The organism is Agreia sp. PsM10 (assembly GCF_030433855.1).
In the GTDB taxonomy this organism is placed as follows: domain Bacteria; phylum Actinomycetota; class Actinomycetes; order Actinomycetales; family Microbacteriaceae; genus Agreia.
Map to the genome: position 1 here is coordinate 1 of NZ_JARUXC010000023.1, position 18,776 is coordinate 18,776.

Genomic DNA, 18,776 nt, shown 5'->3' on the forward strand with positions numbered 1-18,776 from the left:
GTGGGAGAGTAGGACACCGCCGGACTCCTATTACACGAATGGCCACCCCACACCGGGGTGGCCATTTCGCGTTAACGGCGAATGCCCGCAGAGCGCGGCCGTCTTGAGAGACGGGTAAAGTCGTAGGGTGCTCAGAGCAGAGAATCATCCCGAATCACCCCGACCATGGCTCGCGAGCTATCCGTCCGGACAGGACTCCGACATCCCGGAGATCACCTTCCGGTCGATTCCGGAACTGGTCGCGGCCACGTGCGAGAAGTTCGGCGATCAGCCGGCGTTCTCCAACATGGGGCACGCGCTGTCGTTCCGCGAGGTCGACCAGCTGTCCGATCGTATGGCCGCGTTCTACCAGAAGGAACTGGGCCTCATTCCGGGTGACCGTATCGTCATCCAGCTGCCCAACCTGCTGCAGTTCCCTGTCGCGATGTTCGGTGCGCTGAAGGCGGGACTCGTCGTCGTCAACGCCAACCCCCTGTACACCGCTCACGAGCTCAAGTCGATCCTCGTCGACTCCGGCGCCGTGGCCATCGTCGTGCTCGAGAACTTCGCCGTGACGCTCGACCAGGAGATCGGCGGCACCGACATCCGGCACGTCATCCTGACGTCGGTAGGAGACCTGCTACCGCTGCCTCAGCGCGCCTTCACCAACTTCGCCGTGCGCTACGTGAAGAAGATGGTTCCGGCTCACTCCCTGGCGGGAACGATCTCCTTCCGCGACGCCCTCAGCAGGGGAGCGCAGCTGGTTCTCGATCCTCCCAGCATCGCGCCCGAAGACCTGGCCTTCCTGCAGTACACGGGCGGCACGACGGGCGGTACGAAGGCGGCCATGCTGACGCACTACAACATGCTGGCGAACCAGTTCCAGATCATGGGTCCCATTCGTGTGGCGCTGCAGGAGGGGGCGGAGACGGTGATCGCTGCCCTTCCGCTCTACCACGTGTTCTGTCTGACGGTGAACTGCCTGGGCTTCTTCCACTTCGGAGCCCACAACGTGCTCATCACGAATCCCCGTGAGACGGATGCCCTCATCAAGACCGTCGCGAAGTACCGGCCGAGCGTTCTGATCCTCGTGAGCACACTAGCCGCCGCGCTGCTCGACAGGCCGAACTTCGACACCCTCGACTTTGCTCCGCTGAAGCTCAGTGTGGCCGGAGGCATGGCCCTGCGCACGCAGGTCGCCGAAGAATGGGAGCGGAGAACGGGTACCCAGATGGTCGAGGGATACGGCCTGACCGAGGCGTCTCCCGTCGTATCGGTCAACCCCACCGTGGGCACCGCCCGTCTCGGCACGATCGGACTTCCGCTGCCGTCGACGTACGTGGAGATCCGGGACGACGACGATCACCCCGTCGCGCTCGGCGAACGAGGCGAGCTGGTGATCTTCGGCCCTCAGATCATGAAGGGGTACTGGAACAAGCCGGAGGAGACCGCGAAGACGATCGGGCCCGACGGATGGCTGCACACCGGCGACGTGGCGATCATGGACGCGGACGGCTACGTGACCATCGTCGACCGCATGAAGGACATGATCGTCGTGGGCGGCTTCAACGTGTATCCGGCGGAGGTCGAGGAGGCTGTGCTCAGCGACCCCCGGGTCAAGGAGGCGGGCGTCATCGGCGTGAACGACGAGCACTCCGGCGAGACCGTGAAGCTGTTCGTCGTGCGCCAGGATCCGTCGTTGACCGAGGCGGACATCCGGGGGTACCTCAAGGAACGCCTGGCCGGCTACAAGCGGCCGAAGTACATCGTGTTCCGTGACGAACTGCCCAAGACGAACGTGGGCAAGATCCTGAGGCGCGAACTGCGTGAGCCGGGAGACTCGGGCTCGCGATAGTCTGGGAGAACAGTCTTTTTCACGCGGCGTAAGCGGTGCCGCCCCGAACGAACGGTAGTTGTTTCCATGAGAGTGATCGTCTTCGTCCTGTGCCTGGCAGCCTTCGTCGTCGGGATGGTTGTGATGGCGTACGCATTCAATGGCGAGGGCGGATTCGTCGGAGAAGTGTTCGTGGGCGGCGTGCTGCTCTCGTCGGCCGCGGTCTTCGTGCCTATGAGCGTTCTGCGCTGGCTCGACCGCGCCTAGTTACTAGCGCCTAGCGCCGAGCGGCCGACGCGTCACCAGGCGGCGGGCTTGTAGTCCTTCAAGAAGACTCCATGCAGGTCTTCGCCGGCCTCGCCCTGAACGATCGGGTCGTACACCCGGGCCGCGCCATCCACGAGGTCGAGCGGGGCATGGAAGCCCTCCTCCGCCAGTCGGACCTTGGTGGGGTGGGGTCGCTCGTCGGTGATCCAGCCGGTGTCGACGCTGGTCATCAGGATTCCGTCGTTCTCGAGCATCTCGCCGGCACTGGTTCGGGTGAGCATGTTCATCGCCGCCTTGGCCATGTTCGTGTGCGGGTGCCCCGGACCTTTGTAGCGGCGGCCGAACTGGCCCTCCATGGCCGAGACGTTGACGATGTACTTGCGGCGCGCGGGCGACGCCGCGAGCACGGGACGCAGGCGGCTCACCAGAATGAACGGCGCCGTGGTGTTGGCGAGCTGAACCTCGAGCATCTCGAGCGGGTCGACGTGCTCCACGTTCTGGGTCCAGCTGTTCACGTCGTGCAGGTCGGGAACGAGGCCGCCGGCGTCGATCGCGGTTCCGGCCGCCAGACGGTCGAGCGAGCTCGATCCCGGCGCCATCGCGAGGCTCGTCAGCTCCGAGGCCGTGAGCTTGTCGGCGACGAGCGCGGTCGATCCGAGGATGGGGTGCGCGGCCACGGAGGCCGCCAGCGCCTGCGGGTGCGGATCGTTGGTGTGACCGAAGGTGACCAGCTCGGGCAGGGGCCTGTCGGTGGGCAGCGGCTCCAGCTCGGCGTCGGTCAGCGGTGCGTACGACCCGGGGGAGCGCTTGACCGTCTGGGCGGCGTTGTTGATGAGGATGTCGAGGGGCCCGTCTGCGGCGACCGCATCGGCGAGGGCGATGACCTGGGCCGGATCGCGCAGATCGATGCCGACGACCTTCAGCCGGTGCACCCATTCGGAGGCGTCGGGAAGGCTGGAGAAACGGCGAACGGCGTCGCGCGGAAAGCGGGTCGTGATCGTGGTGTGCGCCCCGTCGCGCAGCAGACGCAGGGCGATGTACATGCCGATCTTCGCGCGTCCGCCGGTGAGCAGCGCCCGCTTGCCCGTGAGATCGGTGCGGGCATCCCTTTTCGCGTGGCTCATGGCCGCGCAATCGGGGCAGAGCTGGTGGTAGAACGCGTCGACCACGGTGTAGTGCTGCTTGCAGATGTAGCAGGCGCGCGACTTGAGCAGCGTGCCTGCCGTGGGCGCCTCGGTGGTCGTGGCGAGCGGGATGCCCCGGGTCTCGTCATCGATGCGATCGGATGCGCCGGTGGCGGTGGCGGCCACGACAGCCCTGTCGGCCGCGGCGATGCGGGCCCGCTTCTCCTGTCGGCCATGGTTCTTGACGGCCTTGAACATCTTGGCGGTCGCGCGGCGCACGGCCACGAAATCCGGATGCTCCTGCTCGAGTGTGTGCAGCTGGGCCAGTACCCGCAGGGTCACCTCGAGTTCGTCGGCGGTGAAGCCGCTCTGCGGCGCTTCGGGGTCTGGGGGCAGGTCTGTCATAACCGGACGATTCTACCCGCGCCCGCTCGGCACCATAGTCTCGTCTTATGGCGACTCCAGATTTCGTATTGGCCCTGCGCGAGAAGATCGGCAACGCTCCTCTGTGGCTCTCCGGCATCACGGCCGTGGTCACGCATGAGGGCAGCGTGCTCATGGTGCGGCGTGCCGACAACGGCGCCTGGACTCCCGTCACGGGCATCATCGATCCCGGGGAGCAGCCCGCGACGGCGGCGGCCCGGGAAGTGCTCGAGGAGGCCGGCGTCGTGGCCGTCGCCGAACGGCTCTCCTGGGTGCACACGCTCCCGATGCTGACCTATGAGAACGGCGACCAGACCGAGTACCTCGATCTCACGTTCCGCATGCGCTACGTCTCCGGCGATCCCTATCCGGCAGACGGAGAGAACACCGAGGCCCGCTGGTTCGCGTTGGACTCCCTGCCGGAGATGTCGCTCGACATGCGCACGCGCATCCGGTACGCCCTCGACGATATCGAGCCGGCGCGTTTCGAGCTGTAGAGCCTCGGCCCCTGTGGCGCGTCGTTATTCGACGACGGCGATCACGATCGACAGCACGACGCTGAGCACTCCGACCCCGAGGAAGATGTAGCCGAGAAGGCGCAGCAGATGGCCTTCCCTGTGCGCGGGGTCGGTGCGGGCCTGGTCGGGGCGTCTCGGGTTGACGAAGACGGTGACGTCGTCGCCCTCCTCGAGATGAGCCGTCTCCTCGGTGTCTGCGGGCAGCTCGTAGAGGTGCCCGTCGGTGCCCAGCCACCGGAAGACGTGGGCGGCCGAGGAGTCGTCGCCCGGCGCATCCGGAATCGGCTGGCGGGAGACGATGACGGCCATGGTCTCGGTCCAGCCGCTGAACGCGAGGCGGCGAACGTAGCCTCCGATCAGCAGCGGCACGCCGATGATCAGGCCGACCCACGACAGCACCTCCAAGACGAGCGAGGCAGCGTCGAGGGGCGTGGTCATGGAATCGATTTTAGGGGTCTATGCGGGCCGAGGATCTTCGATCACGACGTCGTCGGGCTTCTTGTCGACGCGCCACCCGCGCCAGACCGGTTGGCGCAGGCGGTTCGTCGACGTCCACTCCGCGAACTCCACCTCGCCGACGTCGGACGGCGTGACCCAGTGGGCGTCGCGCGCATCGGCCGCCGGCACATCCTCGGCGGGTGAGGTCTTGCGCTCCATACGGGAGAACTTCGCCTGCAGCTCTGCGAGGTCGCGCTCGCTGAAGCCCGTGCCGACGCGTCCGGCGTAGCGCAGCCCGCCATCCTGGGGAACGGCGAGCAGCAGGGAACCGATGGTGTTCGCCCGCCTGCCCGCGCCCGGCCTCCAGCCGACGACCACGACCTCCTGGGTCTTGTGGAGCTTCAGCTTGACCCAGGCGGGCGAGCGCTTGCCCGGCCTGTAGGTGGAGTCGCGCTTCTTCGCGACGACGCCCTCCAGATGCAGCTCGGCGCTCGCGGCGAGCGCCTCGTCGAGGTTGCCCTCATAGGCGGGCGGACACTGCACGAGCGAGGATGCGTCGGTCTGCACGATGTCGTCCAGTGCCTGCCGTCGGTCGTCGTAGTCGCGGGACATGAGCGATTCCGATCCCCGTTCGAGCGCGTCGAAGACGAAGTAGTGGGCTCGTGTCTCTGCGATCGCGCGTTCGACCTCGGCCTTCTTCGTGAGCTTCATGCGGCCCTGAAGGCGCCCGAAGTCAGGCCGGCCCCGGGAGTCGAGTGCGACGATCTCGCCGTCGAGCACGCAGTCGATGGAGGCGTCGATCGATTGCGTCACAGCCTCGGCGATGTCGGGGAAGCTGCGGGTGAGGTCGTTGCCGTTGCGACTCGTGAGCCGAACGACGCCGCCCTCGACCCGGGCGATTGCGCGGAGGCCGTCCCATTTCATCTCGAAGGCCCAGCCCGCGGGCGAGTCGTCGGCACGCACCGACTCCGCCGTTCCCAGCGTCGCGAGCATGGGCGACAGGGGGGTCTGCTTCGCGACCGGATGCGATGGGCTCGGTTCCTGGACCGGGTCCATCAGGTGGATCAGCCAGTTGTTCTCCGCCCTGCCGCCGCCGCCGGTGTGGATGAGCGCGAATCTGCGCGGCTCGCCGAGCCCCGACGGCTTCGTGCCGGTGAGGGTGGCGATCACCTCTTTCCCGTCGCGCCACTTCTCGAGCTCGTAGGTGCCGGCATCCCAGATGTTCACCTCGCCACCCCCGTATTCGCCGGCCGGGATCGTGCCTTCGAACGAGCCGTAGGCGAGCGGGTGGTCCTCGGTCTGCACGGCGAGGTGATTCTGAGTCTTGGAGGTCGGCACTCCTTTCGGAAGGGCCCAGCTCACGAGCACGCCGTCGTGCTCGAGTCGGAAGTCGTAGTGCAGCCGCCGGGCGTGGTGCTCCTGGATGACGAACGACTGCCCCTCGGTCGGCTCAGCGGCCTCACTGGGCACGGGCTCGGGCGTCTTGGATGCGTCGCGCTTGCGCCTGTAGGTCGCGAGCCGGTCGGTCGTGGGCTCCAGCGCGTCGAGGTGCCCCTTCACCAGGTCGGCCAGTGGATCGCCTCGGCGCTTCACTCGCCGCAGCACCTCCTGGAAATCGAGCTGGGCGAGAGACGGGCTGGCCAGTTCGCGCCAGGTGCGAGGCGCGGCGACCATCGGATGCGAGCGGCCCCGCAGCGAGTACGGCGTGATCGTGGTCTTCGAACCATTGTTCTGACTCCAGTCGACGAGCACCTTGCCGCGGCGCAGCTCCTTCTTCATGTCGCTGACGATGAGGTCGGGATGAGCGGCCTCGAGGGCGCGGGCGAGCTCGTGCGCGACCGCGGATACCTCATCCGAGGTCTGCCTGCCGTCGAGGGCGGCGTAGAGGTGGATTCCCTTCGACCCGCTCGTGACGGGCATGGGGTCGAGCCCCATGTCGCGCAGGATCGCGCGGGCCTGAATGGCGACCTCCGCGCACTCCTGCAGGCCGGCACCCTCGCCGGGGTCGAGGTCGAGCACGAGGCGGTCGGGGTTCTTCGCCTCGCCGGTTCGCGCGAAGCGCCACTGCGGAACGTGGATCTCGAGGGCCGCGATCTGGCCGAACCAGGTGAGGGTGGCGAGGTTGTTGACCAGCGCGTAATCGTTCGAGTGGTTCTTGTGCTCGATCGTGCCGCGCGGAATCCAGTCGGGCGTCGAATCGTCGAGGTTCTTCTGGAAGAACATCTCGCCCGGATGCTCGTCGGTTCCGACTCCATTGACCCACCTCTTGCGTGTGGCGGGCCTCGCTCGGGAATGCGGGATCAGCACGTGCGCGATCGACGCGTAGTAGTCGAGCACCTCACCCTTCGTCGTGCCCGTCTCGGGATACAGCACCTTGTCGAGGTTGGTCAGGGTGAGGCGCTGGCCGCCCACCGACACCACCTGTTTCGTCGCGCTCATGCTGACATTCTCCTCATGCGCCGGGGGTCAAGGGCTAGTGCTTGCGCCGCAAGAGGAGTTCACTCGTGTCTATGAGAGCGATCTGGAAGGGCGCCGTCACGTTCGGCCTCGTGAACGTGCCGGTCAAGGTGTACGCCGCGACTGAAGACCACGACCTCGCGCTGCACCAGGTGCACGACGAGGACGGTGGGCGCATCCGGTACCAGCGACGCTGCGAGATCTGCGGCAAGGTCGTGGACTACGCCCACATCGACAAGGCCTACGACGACGGCGAACGCACCGTCGTTCTCACGGGCGACGACCTGGCGAGCCTGCCCGAGGAGAAGAGCCGCGAGATCGATGTCGTCGAGTTCGTGCCGAGCGACCAGATCGACCCGATCATGCTCGACCGCAGCTACTTTCTCGAACCCGACTCCTCGTCGGCCAAATCGTACGTTCTGCTGAGGCGCACCCTCGAGCAGACCGACCGCACGGCGATTGTGCACTTCGCCCTGCGCCAGAAGACCAGACTCGGTGCTCTGCGGGTGCACGGCGACGTTCTGATGCTGCAATCCCTTCTCTGGTCGGACGAGGTGCGGGAGGCGACGTTCCCCGCGCTCGACGAGCGGGTGCGCATCACCGCGAAGGAGCTCGAGATGTCGAGCGCACTCGTCGACAGCTTCGCCAGCGACTTCTCGCCCGAGGACTTCACCGACGACTACCAGGAGCAGTTGCGAACGCTCATCGACGCAAAACTCGAGCAGGGGGAGGCCCTCGACACCGATGTGACGTTCGGCGAGCAGCCCGAGAAGGAGTCGGGCGGCGAGGTGATCGACCTCATGGAGGCATTGCGGCGCAGCGTGGAGCGGAATGCGGCGAAGAAGACGTCGACGAAGAAACCCGCTGCGAAGAAGAGCCCGGCCAAGAAGAGCCCGGCGACGAAGAAACAGGCCGCATCGACGCCCACGGCGAAGAAGTCCGTGCCGAAGAAGGAGCCCGCGACCGAGAAGAAGCGCCGGGCGTAGTGTGGGTGGGTGTCCTCCCCGCTGATCCCCGACGACGTGATCGAACGCATCCGTTCGCGCGCCGCCGGCTACGACCGTGACAACGCCTTTCCGCACGAAGACCTCGGCGAGCTGATCCGGCTGGGCTATCTGCGCATGTTCGCACCGGCCGCACGCGGTGGCCTCGGTCTGGGCTTGGCCGCGGTTGCCCGCGCGCAGCGTCGCCTCGCCGCAGCCGCGCCCGCCACGGCCCTGGCCATCAACATGCACCTCGTCTGGACGGGAGTGGCGAAGGCGCTGCTCGACAGGGGCGATGACTCGCTGGCCTTCGTGCTCGACGAGGCTGTTCGGGGCGAGATCTTCGCCTTCGGCAACAGCGAGGCCGGCAACGACCTGGTTCTGCTCGACTCGCGCACACGGGCCGACGCCCACCCCGACGGCTCGTACTCGTTCACGGGGCGCAAGATCTTCACGTCGCTGTCGCCGGTCTGGACCAGGCTCGGCGTGTTCGGGCGCGACGACACGAGCCCGGATGCGCCGAAGCTCGTGCACGCGTTCATCGACAGGGCGGCCGACGGGTATCGCATCGATGAGGACTGGGACACGCTCGGAATGCGCGCGACCCAGAGCCACACGACGATCCTCGAGGGCGTGATCGCTCCGGCCGACCGGGTGTTCCGTCGCATCGCGCCGGGGCCGACCGCAGATCCGCTGGTCTTCGCCATCTTCGCGAACTTCGAGGTGCTCGTCGCCGCCGTGTATGCGGGCATCGGCGACCGTGCGCTCGAGCTCGCCGTCGAGGCGGCCCATCGCCGCACGAGCCTCAAGTCGGGAGGCCGACCCTACGCATCCGACCCCGATATCAGACACCGGGTGGCCGAGGCGGGCATCGCGCTCGACGCACTCGAGCCGCAGATAGACCGGATGGCGCAGGACGTCGACGATCTCGTCGACCACGGCGCCGCCTGGTTCGCGAGGCTGGTCGGGCTCAAGGTGCGCGCGACCGAGACCGCGCGGGTCGTGGTCGACCAGGCGATTCGAGTGACGGGCGGTTCGACGATGTCGAACTCCAGCGAACTCGGGCGCCTCTACCGCGACGTGCTCGCCGGACTGTTCCATCCCTCCGACGACCAGTCCGCCCACGCGACCGTCGCGAACTCGCTGCTGGGACCGGTGGCCGAATGAGCGTGAACGCCAGGCACCACGTCGCACTCTCCCGGGCCCACGGTGCGTCGTAGTCTCGCCACGCTGCCCGCCATCGTCTGTCTCGGTCTGCTCCTGACCTCGTGCACGTCGTTTCCGGGTGGTCCCTATGCGGGCGCGGAGGCGGCATCCGCGACCGCGTCGTCGACGGCGACGCCCGAGCCGGTGCCCGCCCAGGCCACGCCATCCGTCGACGAGCTGACGGCCCAATACGTGTCGGTGCGACTCGATGCGATGACCCTTCAGCAGAAGGTCGCCTCGATGTTCATCGTGCGCGCGCCCGGTGTCGACGGGGCGGCGTGGCGGGCCACGGTGTCGTCGAGGGGCGTGGGAGGTCTCATCCTCATGGGAGACAACATTCCGGCGACACCCGAGGAGTTGGCGGCCCTCACTGCGGGCGTCTCGTCGGGCGGCGCCGGCCTGGCTCCGCTCATCGCGATCGACGAGGAGGGCGGAGACGTCACCCGCTTGCCCTACGACGGTTTCGCCGGCGCCGACACGTTGTCTGCTCAGCCGGAGTCGGCGACGCAGGACGCGTTCACCGGCAGGTCGGAACTGCTCGCCGCATCCGGCGTCTCGGTCAACTTCGGCATCGTCGCCGACGTCACGGCCGACCCCGCCTCGTTCATGTCCAGCCGGGTGCTCGGCGGTGACGCGTCGACGTCAGCGCCTCGTGTGGCCGCCGCCGTGGCCGGCGAGAACGGACGCGTCTTCAGCACGCTCAAGCACTTTCCCGGTCACGGCGAGACGACGGGCGATTCCCATTCCAGCGTGCCGCAGAGCGACGTCGATCTGGGCGGCTGGCGCGCACGCGATGCGCCGTCGTTCCAGGCAGGCATCGACGCCGGGGCCGAACTCGTGATGTTCGGCCATCTCGCCTACACGCCGGTGGACACGCAGCCCGCGAGCCTCTCCGCGACCTGGCATTCCGTTCTGCGTGACGAACTGGGCTTCACGGGGGTGACCGTCACCGACGACATGGGCATGCTCGAGGCTTCAGGCCTGGCCGAGTATGCGAACCCCGACGAGAACGCGATCAGGGCCGTGGCAGCCGGCAACGACCTGCTGCTCTACGTGACGCCAGGAGACGTGGACGCCATGATCGCCGCGGTCGTCGGGGCCGTCGAGTCGGGCCGGATCGATCCGGCGATCATCGACGACGCAGTGACTCGCGACCTCGAACTGCGGCGCGAGCTCTGGCTGCGCCAGCATCCGGATCTGGCCTTCTGAGTCGAAGGCCGGCGCGTCAGCCCTCGACGTGCCGCTCGTCGTGGCCCGAGTAGGCGCTCAGCGGGCGGATCAGCGAGTTCGATGCGCGCTGCTCCATGATGTGCGCCGTCCACCCCACGACGCGGCTCGCCACGAACAGCGGCGTGAACGTCTCGGTGTCGAAGCCCATGAGGTGGTACGCCGGGCCAGACGGGTAGTCGAGGTTCGGCAGAATGTTCTTGCGCGCGGTCATGGCCGTCTCGAGCGCGTCGTAGAGGGCGCCGAGATCGGGACGGTCGTAGTGGTCGAGGAGCGCATCGAGGCTCGTCTTCATCGTCGGCACGCGTGAGTCGCCGTGCTTGTAGACGCGGTGGCCGAAGCCCATGATCTTGCGCTTCTCAGCGAGCGCCGTATCGAGCCACGCGGCCGCCTTGTCGGCCCGGCCGACCTCGTCGAACGTGTGCATCACGGCCTCGTTCGCTCCGCCGTGCAGGGGGCCCTTGAGTGCTCCGATGCCGCCGACGACCGCCGAGTAGAGGTCGGCGAGCGTCGAGGTGATGACGCGAGTCGTGAAGGTCGACGCGTTGAACGAGTGCTCGGCGTACAGGATCATCGACACGTCGAACGCGTCGACCACGACCAGCTCGGGAACGTCGCCGAAGGTCATGTGCAGGAAGTTCGCCGAGTAGCCCAGATCGTCGCGCGGCTCGACGACATCGTCGCCGTGGCGTCGCCTCTGGTCATAGGCCACGATCGCGGGGATGCGCGCGTAGAGGCCGATCGCCTTCTCGAGCTCGGCCTCGGGCGAGTCATCGGATGCCCGGGGGTCGCTCGCGCCGATGACGCTCACGGCCGTGCGCAGCACGTCCATCGGATGCGCCGTCAGCGGCAGCTCGTCGATGATGCGTCGCACGGCTACGGGCAGGGCGCGCTGGGCCCGTTCGAGGCGCTCGAACTCGGCGAGCTGCTCATCGGTCGGAAGTTCGCCGTGCCACAGGAGATAGGCGACCTGCTCGAAGGAGCAGAGGGCCGCCAGTTCCTGCACGGGGTAGCCGCGGTACAGCAGCGAGTTGGTCTCGGGATTGACCTTGGAGATGGAGGTCGTGTCGACCACGACCCCGGCCAGGCCCTTGTGAATGCGAGGTTCTTCGGCGGCGGGTGAATCTGACACGGTGAGCTCCTTCGCAATGCGGCGGCGTCCTCCGGATCGGAGGGCGCCGCCGCCATGCTATCGAACCCGCGTGTCAGATCAGTCGGCCGACGGAGGGGGAGTGGGAGTGCGTCGGGATGCCACTCGGATGATGATGACAGTGATCGCGGCGAGCACCGCGAGCACGAGGAGCCAGGGCAGGGCGACTCCGATCGCCACGAGCCCGCCACCGAGGGCGGCGACGAGCGAGTTCCAGCCCACGACGAGGCCTCCCCAGAAGTCCTTCGGCCCGCCGACGGGCACGGCGCCGGATTCATAGAGCTGCAGGTCGATCGTCGAGTAGTCGACCTGGTCGGCCAGCAGGTCGCGCTGCGCCTTCAGGGAATCGAGGTCGGCCTGCCTGGTCGAGATCGCTGTCTCCAGCGTGATCAGGTCGTCGATGTCCGTGGCGGCGGCCATCAGGTCGAGCAGGCGATCGACCGATCCCTGCATGGCCGTGATGCGGGCATCCAGATCGGTGGTCTGCGAGGTGACGTCTGTCGATGAGATCGACACGGACTCGACGGTGCCGAGTTTCTTCAGCTCGTCGAGCGTCTGTGTGACCTGGTCTTCGGGCACCCGGATCGTGAGCTGCGCGCTCGCGGACTCGGATCCGGTGCCGGCCTGCTCGGAACGGTTGTCGATGTGTCCACCGTGCGTCTCGACCACCTCGGCGGCATCGGCGCTCGCAGCGACCGGGTCGCTGACGCTGATCGAGACCCAGCCGGTCGTGATGACCTGCGCATCCGACTGCACGGAGCCGTCTTCGGCGATGCCCGAGGCCGACTTGTCCTGCTGGGGCGACACGGGCCCCCCTCCCTCGGATGGGGAGGACGTTCCGGAGGAACTCGAGCACCCGGCGAGAAGCAGGAGGGCGGCGACCGAGGCGACGGCGGTGAGCGCGAATCTCTTCATGACGCTCACGCTAGGGACGGTTGTCTGGGAGCGGAGTGAGCGAGACCCGATGGTTACGCTCTCGTTATGGCCCCGTTATGGGCGAGCAGTCGTACCGCTTAGGCTCGGCGCATGGACTATCGCACTCTCGGACGAACTGGACGAACCGTATCGAGCATCGGGCTCGGAACCTGGCAGCTCGGAGCGGACTGGGGCGACGTCAGCGCGGCGGACGCCCACGCCGTTCTCGATGCGGCCGTGGAGTCGGGCGTCACCTTCTTCGACACCGCCGACGTCTACGGTGACGGGCGCAGCGAGCAGCTGATCGGGGAGTATCTGGAGGCGCATCCCGACAGCGAGGTGACCGTCGCGACCAAGATGGGTCGCCGCGAGGCGCAGGATGCCGAGAACTTCACACTCGAGAAGTTCCGCGAGTGGACCGATCGGTCGAGGCGCAACCTCAACGTGCAGACGCTCGATCTGGTGCAGCTTCACTGCCCGCCCACCTCTGTCTTCTCCTCCGATGCCGTCTACGACGCCCTCGACACCCTCATCGACGACGGCGTCATCGCCAACTACGGGGTGAGCGTCGAGACGTGCGACGAGGCACTGGCGGCGATCGCGCGGCCCGGCACCGCGACAGTGCAGATCATTCTGAACGCGTTCCGGCTCAAGCCGCTCGACGCCGTTCTTCCGGCGGCGCTCGAGGCCGGTGTGGGGATCATCGCGCGCGTGCCCCTCGCATCCGGTCTGCTCAGCGGCCGCTACACCGCCGACACGGTCTTCGCGGCCGACGACCACCGCACCTACAACCGCGACGGCAGTGCCTTCGACGTCGGCGAGACCTTCTCCGGTGTCGACTTCGCCTCGGGCGTCGCCGCGGCACAGGAGTTCTCCGCGCTCGTTCCCGACGGCACGACTCCCGCGGCGGCCGCCCTGGCCTGGGTCGCATCGCGGCCCGGTGTCAGCACCGTCATTCCGGGAGCGCGCAACATGGCGCAGGCCCGGGCGAACGCCGCCGCCGGCTCGGTGGGATACCTCGGCGAGGCGTTCAAAGACGGCGTGACCGGCATCTACGACCGATACTTCCGCGAGGTCGTGCACGGCCGCTGGTGACAAGCTGCTGGGCGTGAGCGCCCGGCGGCGTGTTGCTGCGGGCGCGTCTCCGCTCTCGGGTCTACTTTCGTAGGCGGCCCGAGAGAACGAGGACACCGGTGAACAGAGCACGTCGCACGAATCGCACGGTCACGGCATTGGTCGTCACCGCCCTGCTCGGCGCGAGCGTGCTGTCGGGTGGCGCAGCCCAGGCCGATGAGTATCCGTCGTGGGACGACGTAGAGGCCGCGAAGGCCAGTGAGACGGCCAAGCAGTCCGAGGTCGACGAGATCACGCAGCTCATCACCCAGTTGAAGGACGAGGCGACCCAGGCCCAGCAGCAGGCCGATGCGAAGTGGACTCTTAACGAGAAGGCCCAGAAGGCGCTCGAAGACGGCCAGGCGAAGGCCGACTCGCTGGCCGATCGTGCGGCCGCCCTGCAGGCATCGGCGGATGCGTCGAAGAAGCAGGCCGCGCAGCTCGCGGCCCAATTCGCTCGGCTCGGCGGGGGCGAGGACGTCACGACGATGCTGATCACCGACTCCTCGTCCGAGAGCGATGATCTTCTCGGGCGTCTCGGCTCGTTGAGCAAGCTGAGCGAGACCGTCTCGGGCGTCTATGCGACGGCCGAGACCGAGAGCAACGACGCCGCGGCCATGAACGACCAGGCGCAGGTGGCGAGGGATGCGCTCGCCGCCCTCGCGGACACGGCCGCCTCGGCGCTCGCCGACGCGCAGGCCGCCCAGAAGGCGGCGGTCGGAGCGGTGAACGCCCAGACGTCCCACGAGTCGGAGCTGCAGGCCCAGCTCGCATCGCTCACCCAGAACGTCGCCACGACCGAGGCGGACTACCAGGCGGGAGTCGCGGCGGCTGCCGCGGCAGCGGCGGCGGCCGCCGCAGCCGCCGCATCGGCGGGTTCGGCTCCGGGAGCCCCGATCTCCGACGACGCCCAGGCGCTCGCCCTGGAGCTGGTCGGAGACATCCAGGCCGGACGCCTGACCGGGGCCGACCCCGACCACCTACCGGAGATCGAGTGGATCGCCGCCGGACAGTCGGTGGGCAACTGCGGAATCGATACCCAGATCCTCGCGGCCATCGTGGTGGCCGTGCGCACCTTCGGCAGCGCGGGAGTCAGCGACATCAATCGCAAATGCACCGGCCAGATCGAGGGCGCCGGAATCTATTCTGCGCACTACGTCGACGGGGGAGGGCACGCCGTGGACTTCAATCGTCTCGGCGGGCAGGGCCTCACGGGCGCGGACGAGAACTCCCTGCGGCTCATCCAGGTTCTCGATACCGTGATGCCCCCGGGCTCCGGTCTCGGGCAGCGTCAGTGCCGCATCGCCGCGGGCGACGAGCCCGAGCTGTCGAACTTCTCCGACTTCGCCGACACCTGCACGCACCTGCACATCGACGATCTCTAGTCGAGGTCGTCGGGGTCTTTTCCGGTGCGCTGACCGCTGTCGAGCGCGGCGATTCGGGCGCGGTCGTCCTCGTCGAGCGTGAAGTCGAAGACGTCGATGTTCTCGAGGATGCGCGCGGGGGTGATCGACTTGGGGATCACGACATTGCCGAGGTCGAGCTGCCAGCGTAGAACGATCTGTGCGGGCGACCGGTCGTGCTTCGACGCCAGCGCCGCGAGCGTGGGATCGTCGAGGATGCGGCCCCGGGCCAGCGGCGACCAGGCCTCGGTCGCGATGCCGTGCGCGGCGTCGTACTGCCGGGTCGTCTCCTGCTGCAGCCACGGGTGCAGTTCGACCTGGTTGATCACGGGCGTCTCCCCGCCCTCCTTCGCCAGTCGCTCGAGGTGATGAGGGTGGAAATTCGAGACGCCGATCGATCGGACGACACCGTCTGCCTTGAGGCTCTCGAGCGCCCGCCAGGTCTCGACGTACCGGTTCTGCTTCGGCGCCGGCCAATGGATGAGGTAGAGATCGAGGTAGTCGAAGCCGAGCTTGGAGAGGCTTGCGTCGAACGCGCGTCGGGTCTCGTCGTAGCCGTGGTCGCTCTGCCAGACCTTGGATGCGACGTAGACCTCGTGCCGCGCGATTCCGCTCGAGCGGATCGCCTCTCCCACTCCGCGCTCGTTCTCGTAGAACGCGGCCGTGTCGATGTGCCGATACCCGACTTCGAGGGCGTGACCGACCGCATCCGTCGCCTCGCTGTCTGACACCTTGTACACGCCCAGACCGAGCTGGGGGATGGCGCGTCCGTCGGACAGGGTCACAAGGGGAGAGGCCGGCACCCTTCCATTATCGACGACGCCCCGCGTGCGATCGGTGCGAGGGCGTCGTGCAGACTAGAGGCACGAGGGAGGACGACGCGATCATGGCAAAGGCACCGACGGTGTACGACGTGGCCGAGCGCGCCCGCGTCTCGATCGCCAGCGTGTCGCGCGTGCTGCGCAACCCCGACTCCGTGAAGGAGCAGACGAGGGAGCGCGTGCTCGAGGCCGTGCGTCACCTCGGATACGTTCCGAGCGCGAACGCCCGCGGCCTCGCGGCCCGTCGAACGAACGTGATCGGACTTTTCTTTCCCGGCCACGACGACGTCACGGGATCCGACGGGCGCCTCGTGGCGGCATCCGGGGGAGTGACCGTCGTCCGCGACGACGCGACAGGCGATCCCGAGACCCACAACTACTACTTCGACGAGGTGCTGCGCGGGGCCGAGATCGAGGCCTGGAGGCGCGGCTTCGCCCTGATGGTGGCCGCGGGTCGCGGCGCGTCGCGCGAGGCTATCGTGAACGACATCGCGGGCCGCGTCGACGGCCTGGCCGTGCTGGCGCGCACCGTGCCCGACGAGCTGCTCGCCCATGTCGCCCGGCGCATCCCTGTCGTGGTTCTCGCGGCGACCCGCGGAACGGACGAGTTCGACCACGTCAGCGTCAACAACGCGCCCGGTATGCAGGCCATCACCGAGCATGTGCTGAGCACGGGCGCGCGGCGTCTGATGTACATCGCCGGCCCCGAGGATTCGCCCGACGACCGGGAGCGCCTCGAGGGCTTCCGTGCGGCGGTCGACCGTGTTGACGGCGTGACCGTCGAGTTGGTGCGCGGCGACTTCAGCAGGGTTCGCGGGCGTGAGATCGCGCTCGGCATCGAGGCGATGCCTGAGGCGATCGTCTGCGCGAACGACCAGACCGCCCTCGGGGTGCTGGATGCGATGGGTCGCCGGTCGATCAGCGTGCCGGACGACGTGATGGTCACCGGATTCGACGGCATCGCGGCGGGGCGGCACTCGACCCCGCGCCTGACGACCGTGCACCAGCCGATGGTGGAACTCGGACGGGCCGCCATCCAGGCGCTGACCGCCCGCCTCGACGATCCCGCCCTGGATGCGCAGTCGCTCGTGCTCCCGGTTCAGGTGGTTCTGCGCGACAGCTGCCCCTAGAGGCGCGCTCGGGGATGTCGCCGTGGGGTTGCGATCTCAGGGTTGCGAAGCCCAACTGTAAGCGCATACAGTTGTGCCGAGCGGTTAGTTCGATATCCCCGTCAGTTCATCGTCGACCTGAGAGAAGCGGTTTCCATGAAGCACCCATCCCGACGCCGATTGGGCGCCATCGTCGCAGCCATCGTGCTGACTTCGGGGCTCGCGGCCTGCAGCATCCAGATCGAGAGCGCACCCGATCCCTCGATTCCCGACGACACCATGCTGATCGCGGCCGACAACGGCTCGCCCCTGTTCGAGCGCAACTTCAACCCGTACATGACGAACAAGCGCACCGCCGCCTGGTACATGTACGAGCCGCTCGTGGTTCTCGACAACGTGACCGGCGAAGAGCACCCGTGGCTCGCCACGGGCTACAGCCTGCCCGACCCCTCGACCGTGGTGTTCACCATCCGCGACGGAGTGACCTGGAGCGACGGCAAGCCGTTCACGCCGGACGACGTGGCCTTCAGCTTCGACCTGCTCAAGAAGTACCCGACCTTCGATCTGCAGGGCATCTGGACCTACATCGACACGGTCGAGACGAGCGACACGACGGTGACCGTGCACCTGAAGGCACCCGACGTCCCGGCGGCACAGCTCATCGCGACCACGCTCATCGTGCCCGAGCACATCTGGAAGGACGTGCCCGACCCGTCGACGTTCCGAAACCCCGACCCCGTCGGCACCGGTCCCTACACGCTCGGCAATTTCGCCGCCCAGCAGTACACGATCGACAAGAATCCCACGTACTGGCAGGCCGACAAGGTGGCAGCCGAGCACATCATCCTGCCGGCCACCAACACGCAGCTCGACGTGGCCACCAAGGGCTACGACTGGGCCTACTCGTTCATCTCCGACGTCGATGGGGCCTGGGTCGGAGCCGGCAACAAGAACACCTACTGGTTCCCGCCGGGAGGAACCGTCGCGCTGTTCCCCAACCTCACGAAGGCGCCGTTCAACGACCTCAACCTTCGTCAGGGCCTGTCGCTCGCGCTCGACAGGAAGGCCGTGGGAGACTCCGCCGCCGAGGGTTACATGGATGTGGCCGGACAGACCAACATTTTGCTGCCCTATCAGCAGAGCCTGCTCGACCCCTCGATTCCCGACTCGGGCCTGGTGGCTCAGAACCAGCAGAAGGCGCTCGAGTACTTCGCCCAGGCCGGCTACACGCAGCAGGGCGGCAAGCTGGTGGATGCTCAAGGGTCGCAGCTGAGCTTCACCATCACCACGGCCAACGGCTACAACGACTGGCTCAAGGGCGTGCAGGAGGTGCAGAAGCAATGGGGCGCCATCGGCATCGACGTGAAGGTCGAGAGCCCGCAGCCCGCCGCTTACCAGCTGGCGCTCCGCAACGGCGAGTACGACCTCGCCATGGGAGGAACGGGCGGAACGGGATCGATCTTCCGTGACTTCAACCAGCTGCTCTCGAGCGACTACCTGAAGCCGGTCGGCGAGGAGGCCGTCTTCAACTACGAGCGGTACAGCAACCCCGAGGCCGACGCGGTGCTGAAGGACTACAAGCTCGCGATCGATCCGGAGACGCAGAAGCAGCTGGGCTTCCAGTTGCAGAACATCGTCTACAACGACCTGCCCGTGCTCAGCCTCTACTACGGCGGGTCGTGGGGCCTGATGAGCGACGCGAAGTTCACCGGTTGGCCCAGCGAGGCCGATCCGTACGCGTCGCCCAAGACCTACGAATCCACTCCCTTGCTCGTGCTCACCCATCTGAAGAAGGTCAACGATGACTAG

The 18,776-nt window shown here is 67.5% G+C and carries 16 protein-coding genes; 10 read left to right on the top strand and 6 right to left on the bottom strand.

The window, feature by feature from the left end; translation table 11 throughout:
* Positions 1–127 precede the first annotated feature (127 nt).
* Both QCD70_RS18400 and QCD70_RS18405 read left to right on the top strand, forming a co-directional pair.
* A complete protein-coding gene (locus QCD70_RS18400; RefSeq protein WP_301218967.1) occupies positions 128–1,834 on the top strand; it encodes an AMP-binding protein in 1,707 nt (568 codons plus the stop codon).
* Positions 1,835–1,900: 66 nt separating this feature from the next.
* Positions 1,901–2,080 (top strand): hypothetical protein, encoded by a 180-nt coding sequence (locus QCD70_RS18405; protein ID WP_301218969.1) that lies wholly within the window; start codon positions 1,901–1,903, stop codon positions 2,078–2,080.
* 32 nt (positions 2,081–2,112) lie between these two features.
* Here the strand turns inward: QCD70_RS18405 and QCD70_RS18410 are convergent, their stop codons facing one another.
* Positions 2,113–3,609, bottom strand: a complete 1,497-nt coding sequence (locus QCD70_RS18410) for an SDR family oxidoreductase (RefSeq protein ID WP_301218971.1) — start codon at positions 3,607–3,609, stop codon at positions 2,113–2,115.
* 47 nt (positions 3,610–3,656) lie between these two features.
* On the opposite strand from QCD70_RS18410, the gene QCD70_RS18415 reads away from it, so the two are divergent.
* A complete protein-coding gene (locus QCD70_RS18415; RefSeq protein WP_301218973.1) occupies positions 3,657–4,124 on the top strand; it encodes an NUDIX hydrolase in 468 nt (155 codons plus the stop codon).
* Positions 4,125–4,148: 24 nt separating this feature from the next.
* Here QCD70_RS18415 and QCD70_RS18420 read toward each other — a convergent pair whose 3' ends face one another.
* Together QCD70_RS18420 and QCD70_RS18425 are read right to left on the bottom strand one after the other, a co-directional pair.
* A complete protein-coding gene (locus QCD70_RS18420; RefSeq protein WP_301218975.1) occupies positions 4,149–4,583 on the bottom strand; it encodes a DUF3592 domain-containing protein in 435 nt (144 codons plus the stop codon).
* A gap of 18 nt (positions 4,584–4,601) precedes the next feature.
* Entirely contained in the window at positions 4,602–7,022 is a 2,421-nt protein-coding gene (locus tag QCD70_RS18425; RefSeq protein WP_301218977.1) for an ATP-dependent DNA ligase, read from the bottom strand.
* A gap of 71 nt (positions 7,023–7,093) precedes the next feature.
* On the opposite strand from QCD70_RS18425, the gene ku reads away from it, so the two are divergent.
* The 3 genes from ku to QCD70_RS18440 are packed head-to-tail and all read left to right on the top strand — an operon-like array spanning position 7,094 to position 10,438.
* Positions 7,094–8,026, top strand: coding sequence for a non-homologous end joining protein Ku (gene ku / locus QCD70_RS18430; protein WP_301219016.1), 933 nt, complete (start codon positions 7,094–7,096; stop codon positions 8,024–8,026).
* 9 nt (positions 8,027–8,035) lie between these two features.
* Positions 8,036–9,190, top strand: coding sequence for an acyl-CoA dehydrogenase family protein (locus QCD70_RS18435; protein ID WP_301218978.1), 1,155 nt, complete (start codon positions 8,036–8,038; stop codon positions 9,188–9,190).
* Positions 9,191–9,232: 42 nt separating this feature from the next.
* Entirely contained in the window at positions 9,233–10,438 is a 1,206-nt protein-coding gene (locus tag QCD70_RS18440; protein WP_301218980.1) for a glycoside hydrolase family 3 N-terminal domain-containing protein, read from the top strand.
* Between the two features lie 16 nt (positions 10,439–10,454).
* Here the strand turns inward: QCD70_RS18440 and QCD70_RS18445 are convergent, their stop codons facing one another.
* Together QCD70_RS18445 and QCD70_RS18450 are read right to left on the bottom strand one after the other, a co-directional pair.
* Positions 10,455–11,588, bottom strand: coding sequence for a bifunctional 2-methylcitrate synthase/citrate synthase (locus QCD70_RS18445; protein WP_301218982.1), 1,134 nt, complete (start codon positions 11,586–11,588; stop codon positions 10,455–10,457).
* 78 nt (positions 11,589–11,666) lie between these two features.
* Positions 11,667–12,521 carry a DUF4349 domain-containing protein gene (locus tag QCD70_RS18450; protein ID WP_301218984.1) on the bottom strand — a complete coding sequence of 285 codons (855 nt, stop codon included), beginning with the start codon at positions 12,519–12,521 and terminating at the stop codon, positions 11,667–11,669.
* A gap of 111 nt (positions 12,522–12,632) precedes the next feature.
* On the opposite strand from QCD70_RS18450, the gene QCD70_RS18455 reads away from it, so the two are divergent.
* A complete protein-coding gene (locus QCD70_RS18455; RefSeq protein WP_301218986.1) occupies positions 12,633–13,616 on the top strand; it encodes an aldo/keto reductase in 984 nt (327 codons plus the stop codon).
* Positions 13,617–13,714: 98 nt separating this feature from the next.
* On the top strand, positions 13,715–15,019 hold the full coding sequence (locus tag QCD70_RS18460; RefSeq protein ID WP_301218988.1) for a hypothetical protein: 1,305 nt from the start codon (positions 13,715–13,717) through the stop codon (positions 15,017–15,019).
* On the opposite strand, the gene QCD70_RS18465 is transcribed toward QCD70_RS18460, so the two are convergent.
* Complete coding sequence (locus QCD70_RS18465) at positions 15,016–15,840, bottom strand: aldo/keto reductase (protein WP_301218990.1); 825 nt, start codon at positions 15,838–15,840, stop codon at positions 15,016–15,018. The genes QCD70_RS18460 and QCD70_RS18465 overlap by 4 nt on opposite strands.
* 83 nt (positions 15,841–15,923) lie before the next feature.
* Between QCD70_RS18465 and QCD70_RS18470 the strand changes: the two genes are divergently transcribed.
* The gene (locus QCD70_RS18470) at positions 15,924–16,988 is read left to right on the top strand and encodes a LacI family DNA-binding transcriptional regulator (protein ID WP_301218992.1); all 1,065 of its coding nucleotides are present in this window, start codon (positions 15,924–15,926) and stop codon (positions 16,986–16,988) included.
* Between the two features lie 135 nt (positions 16,989–17,123).
* Positions 17,124–18,776 carry an ABC transporter substrate-binding protein gene (locus QCD70_RS18475; RefSeq protein WP_301218994.1) on the top strand — a complete coding sequence of 551 codons (1,653 nt, stop codon included), beginning with the start codon at positions 17,124–17,126 and terminating at the stop codon, positions 18,774–18,776.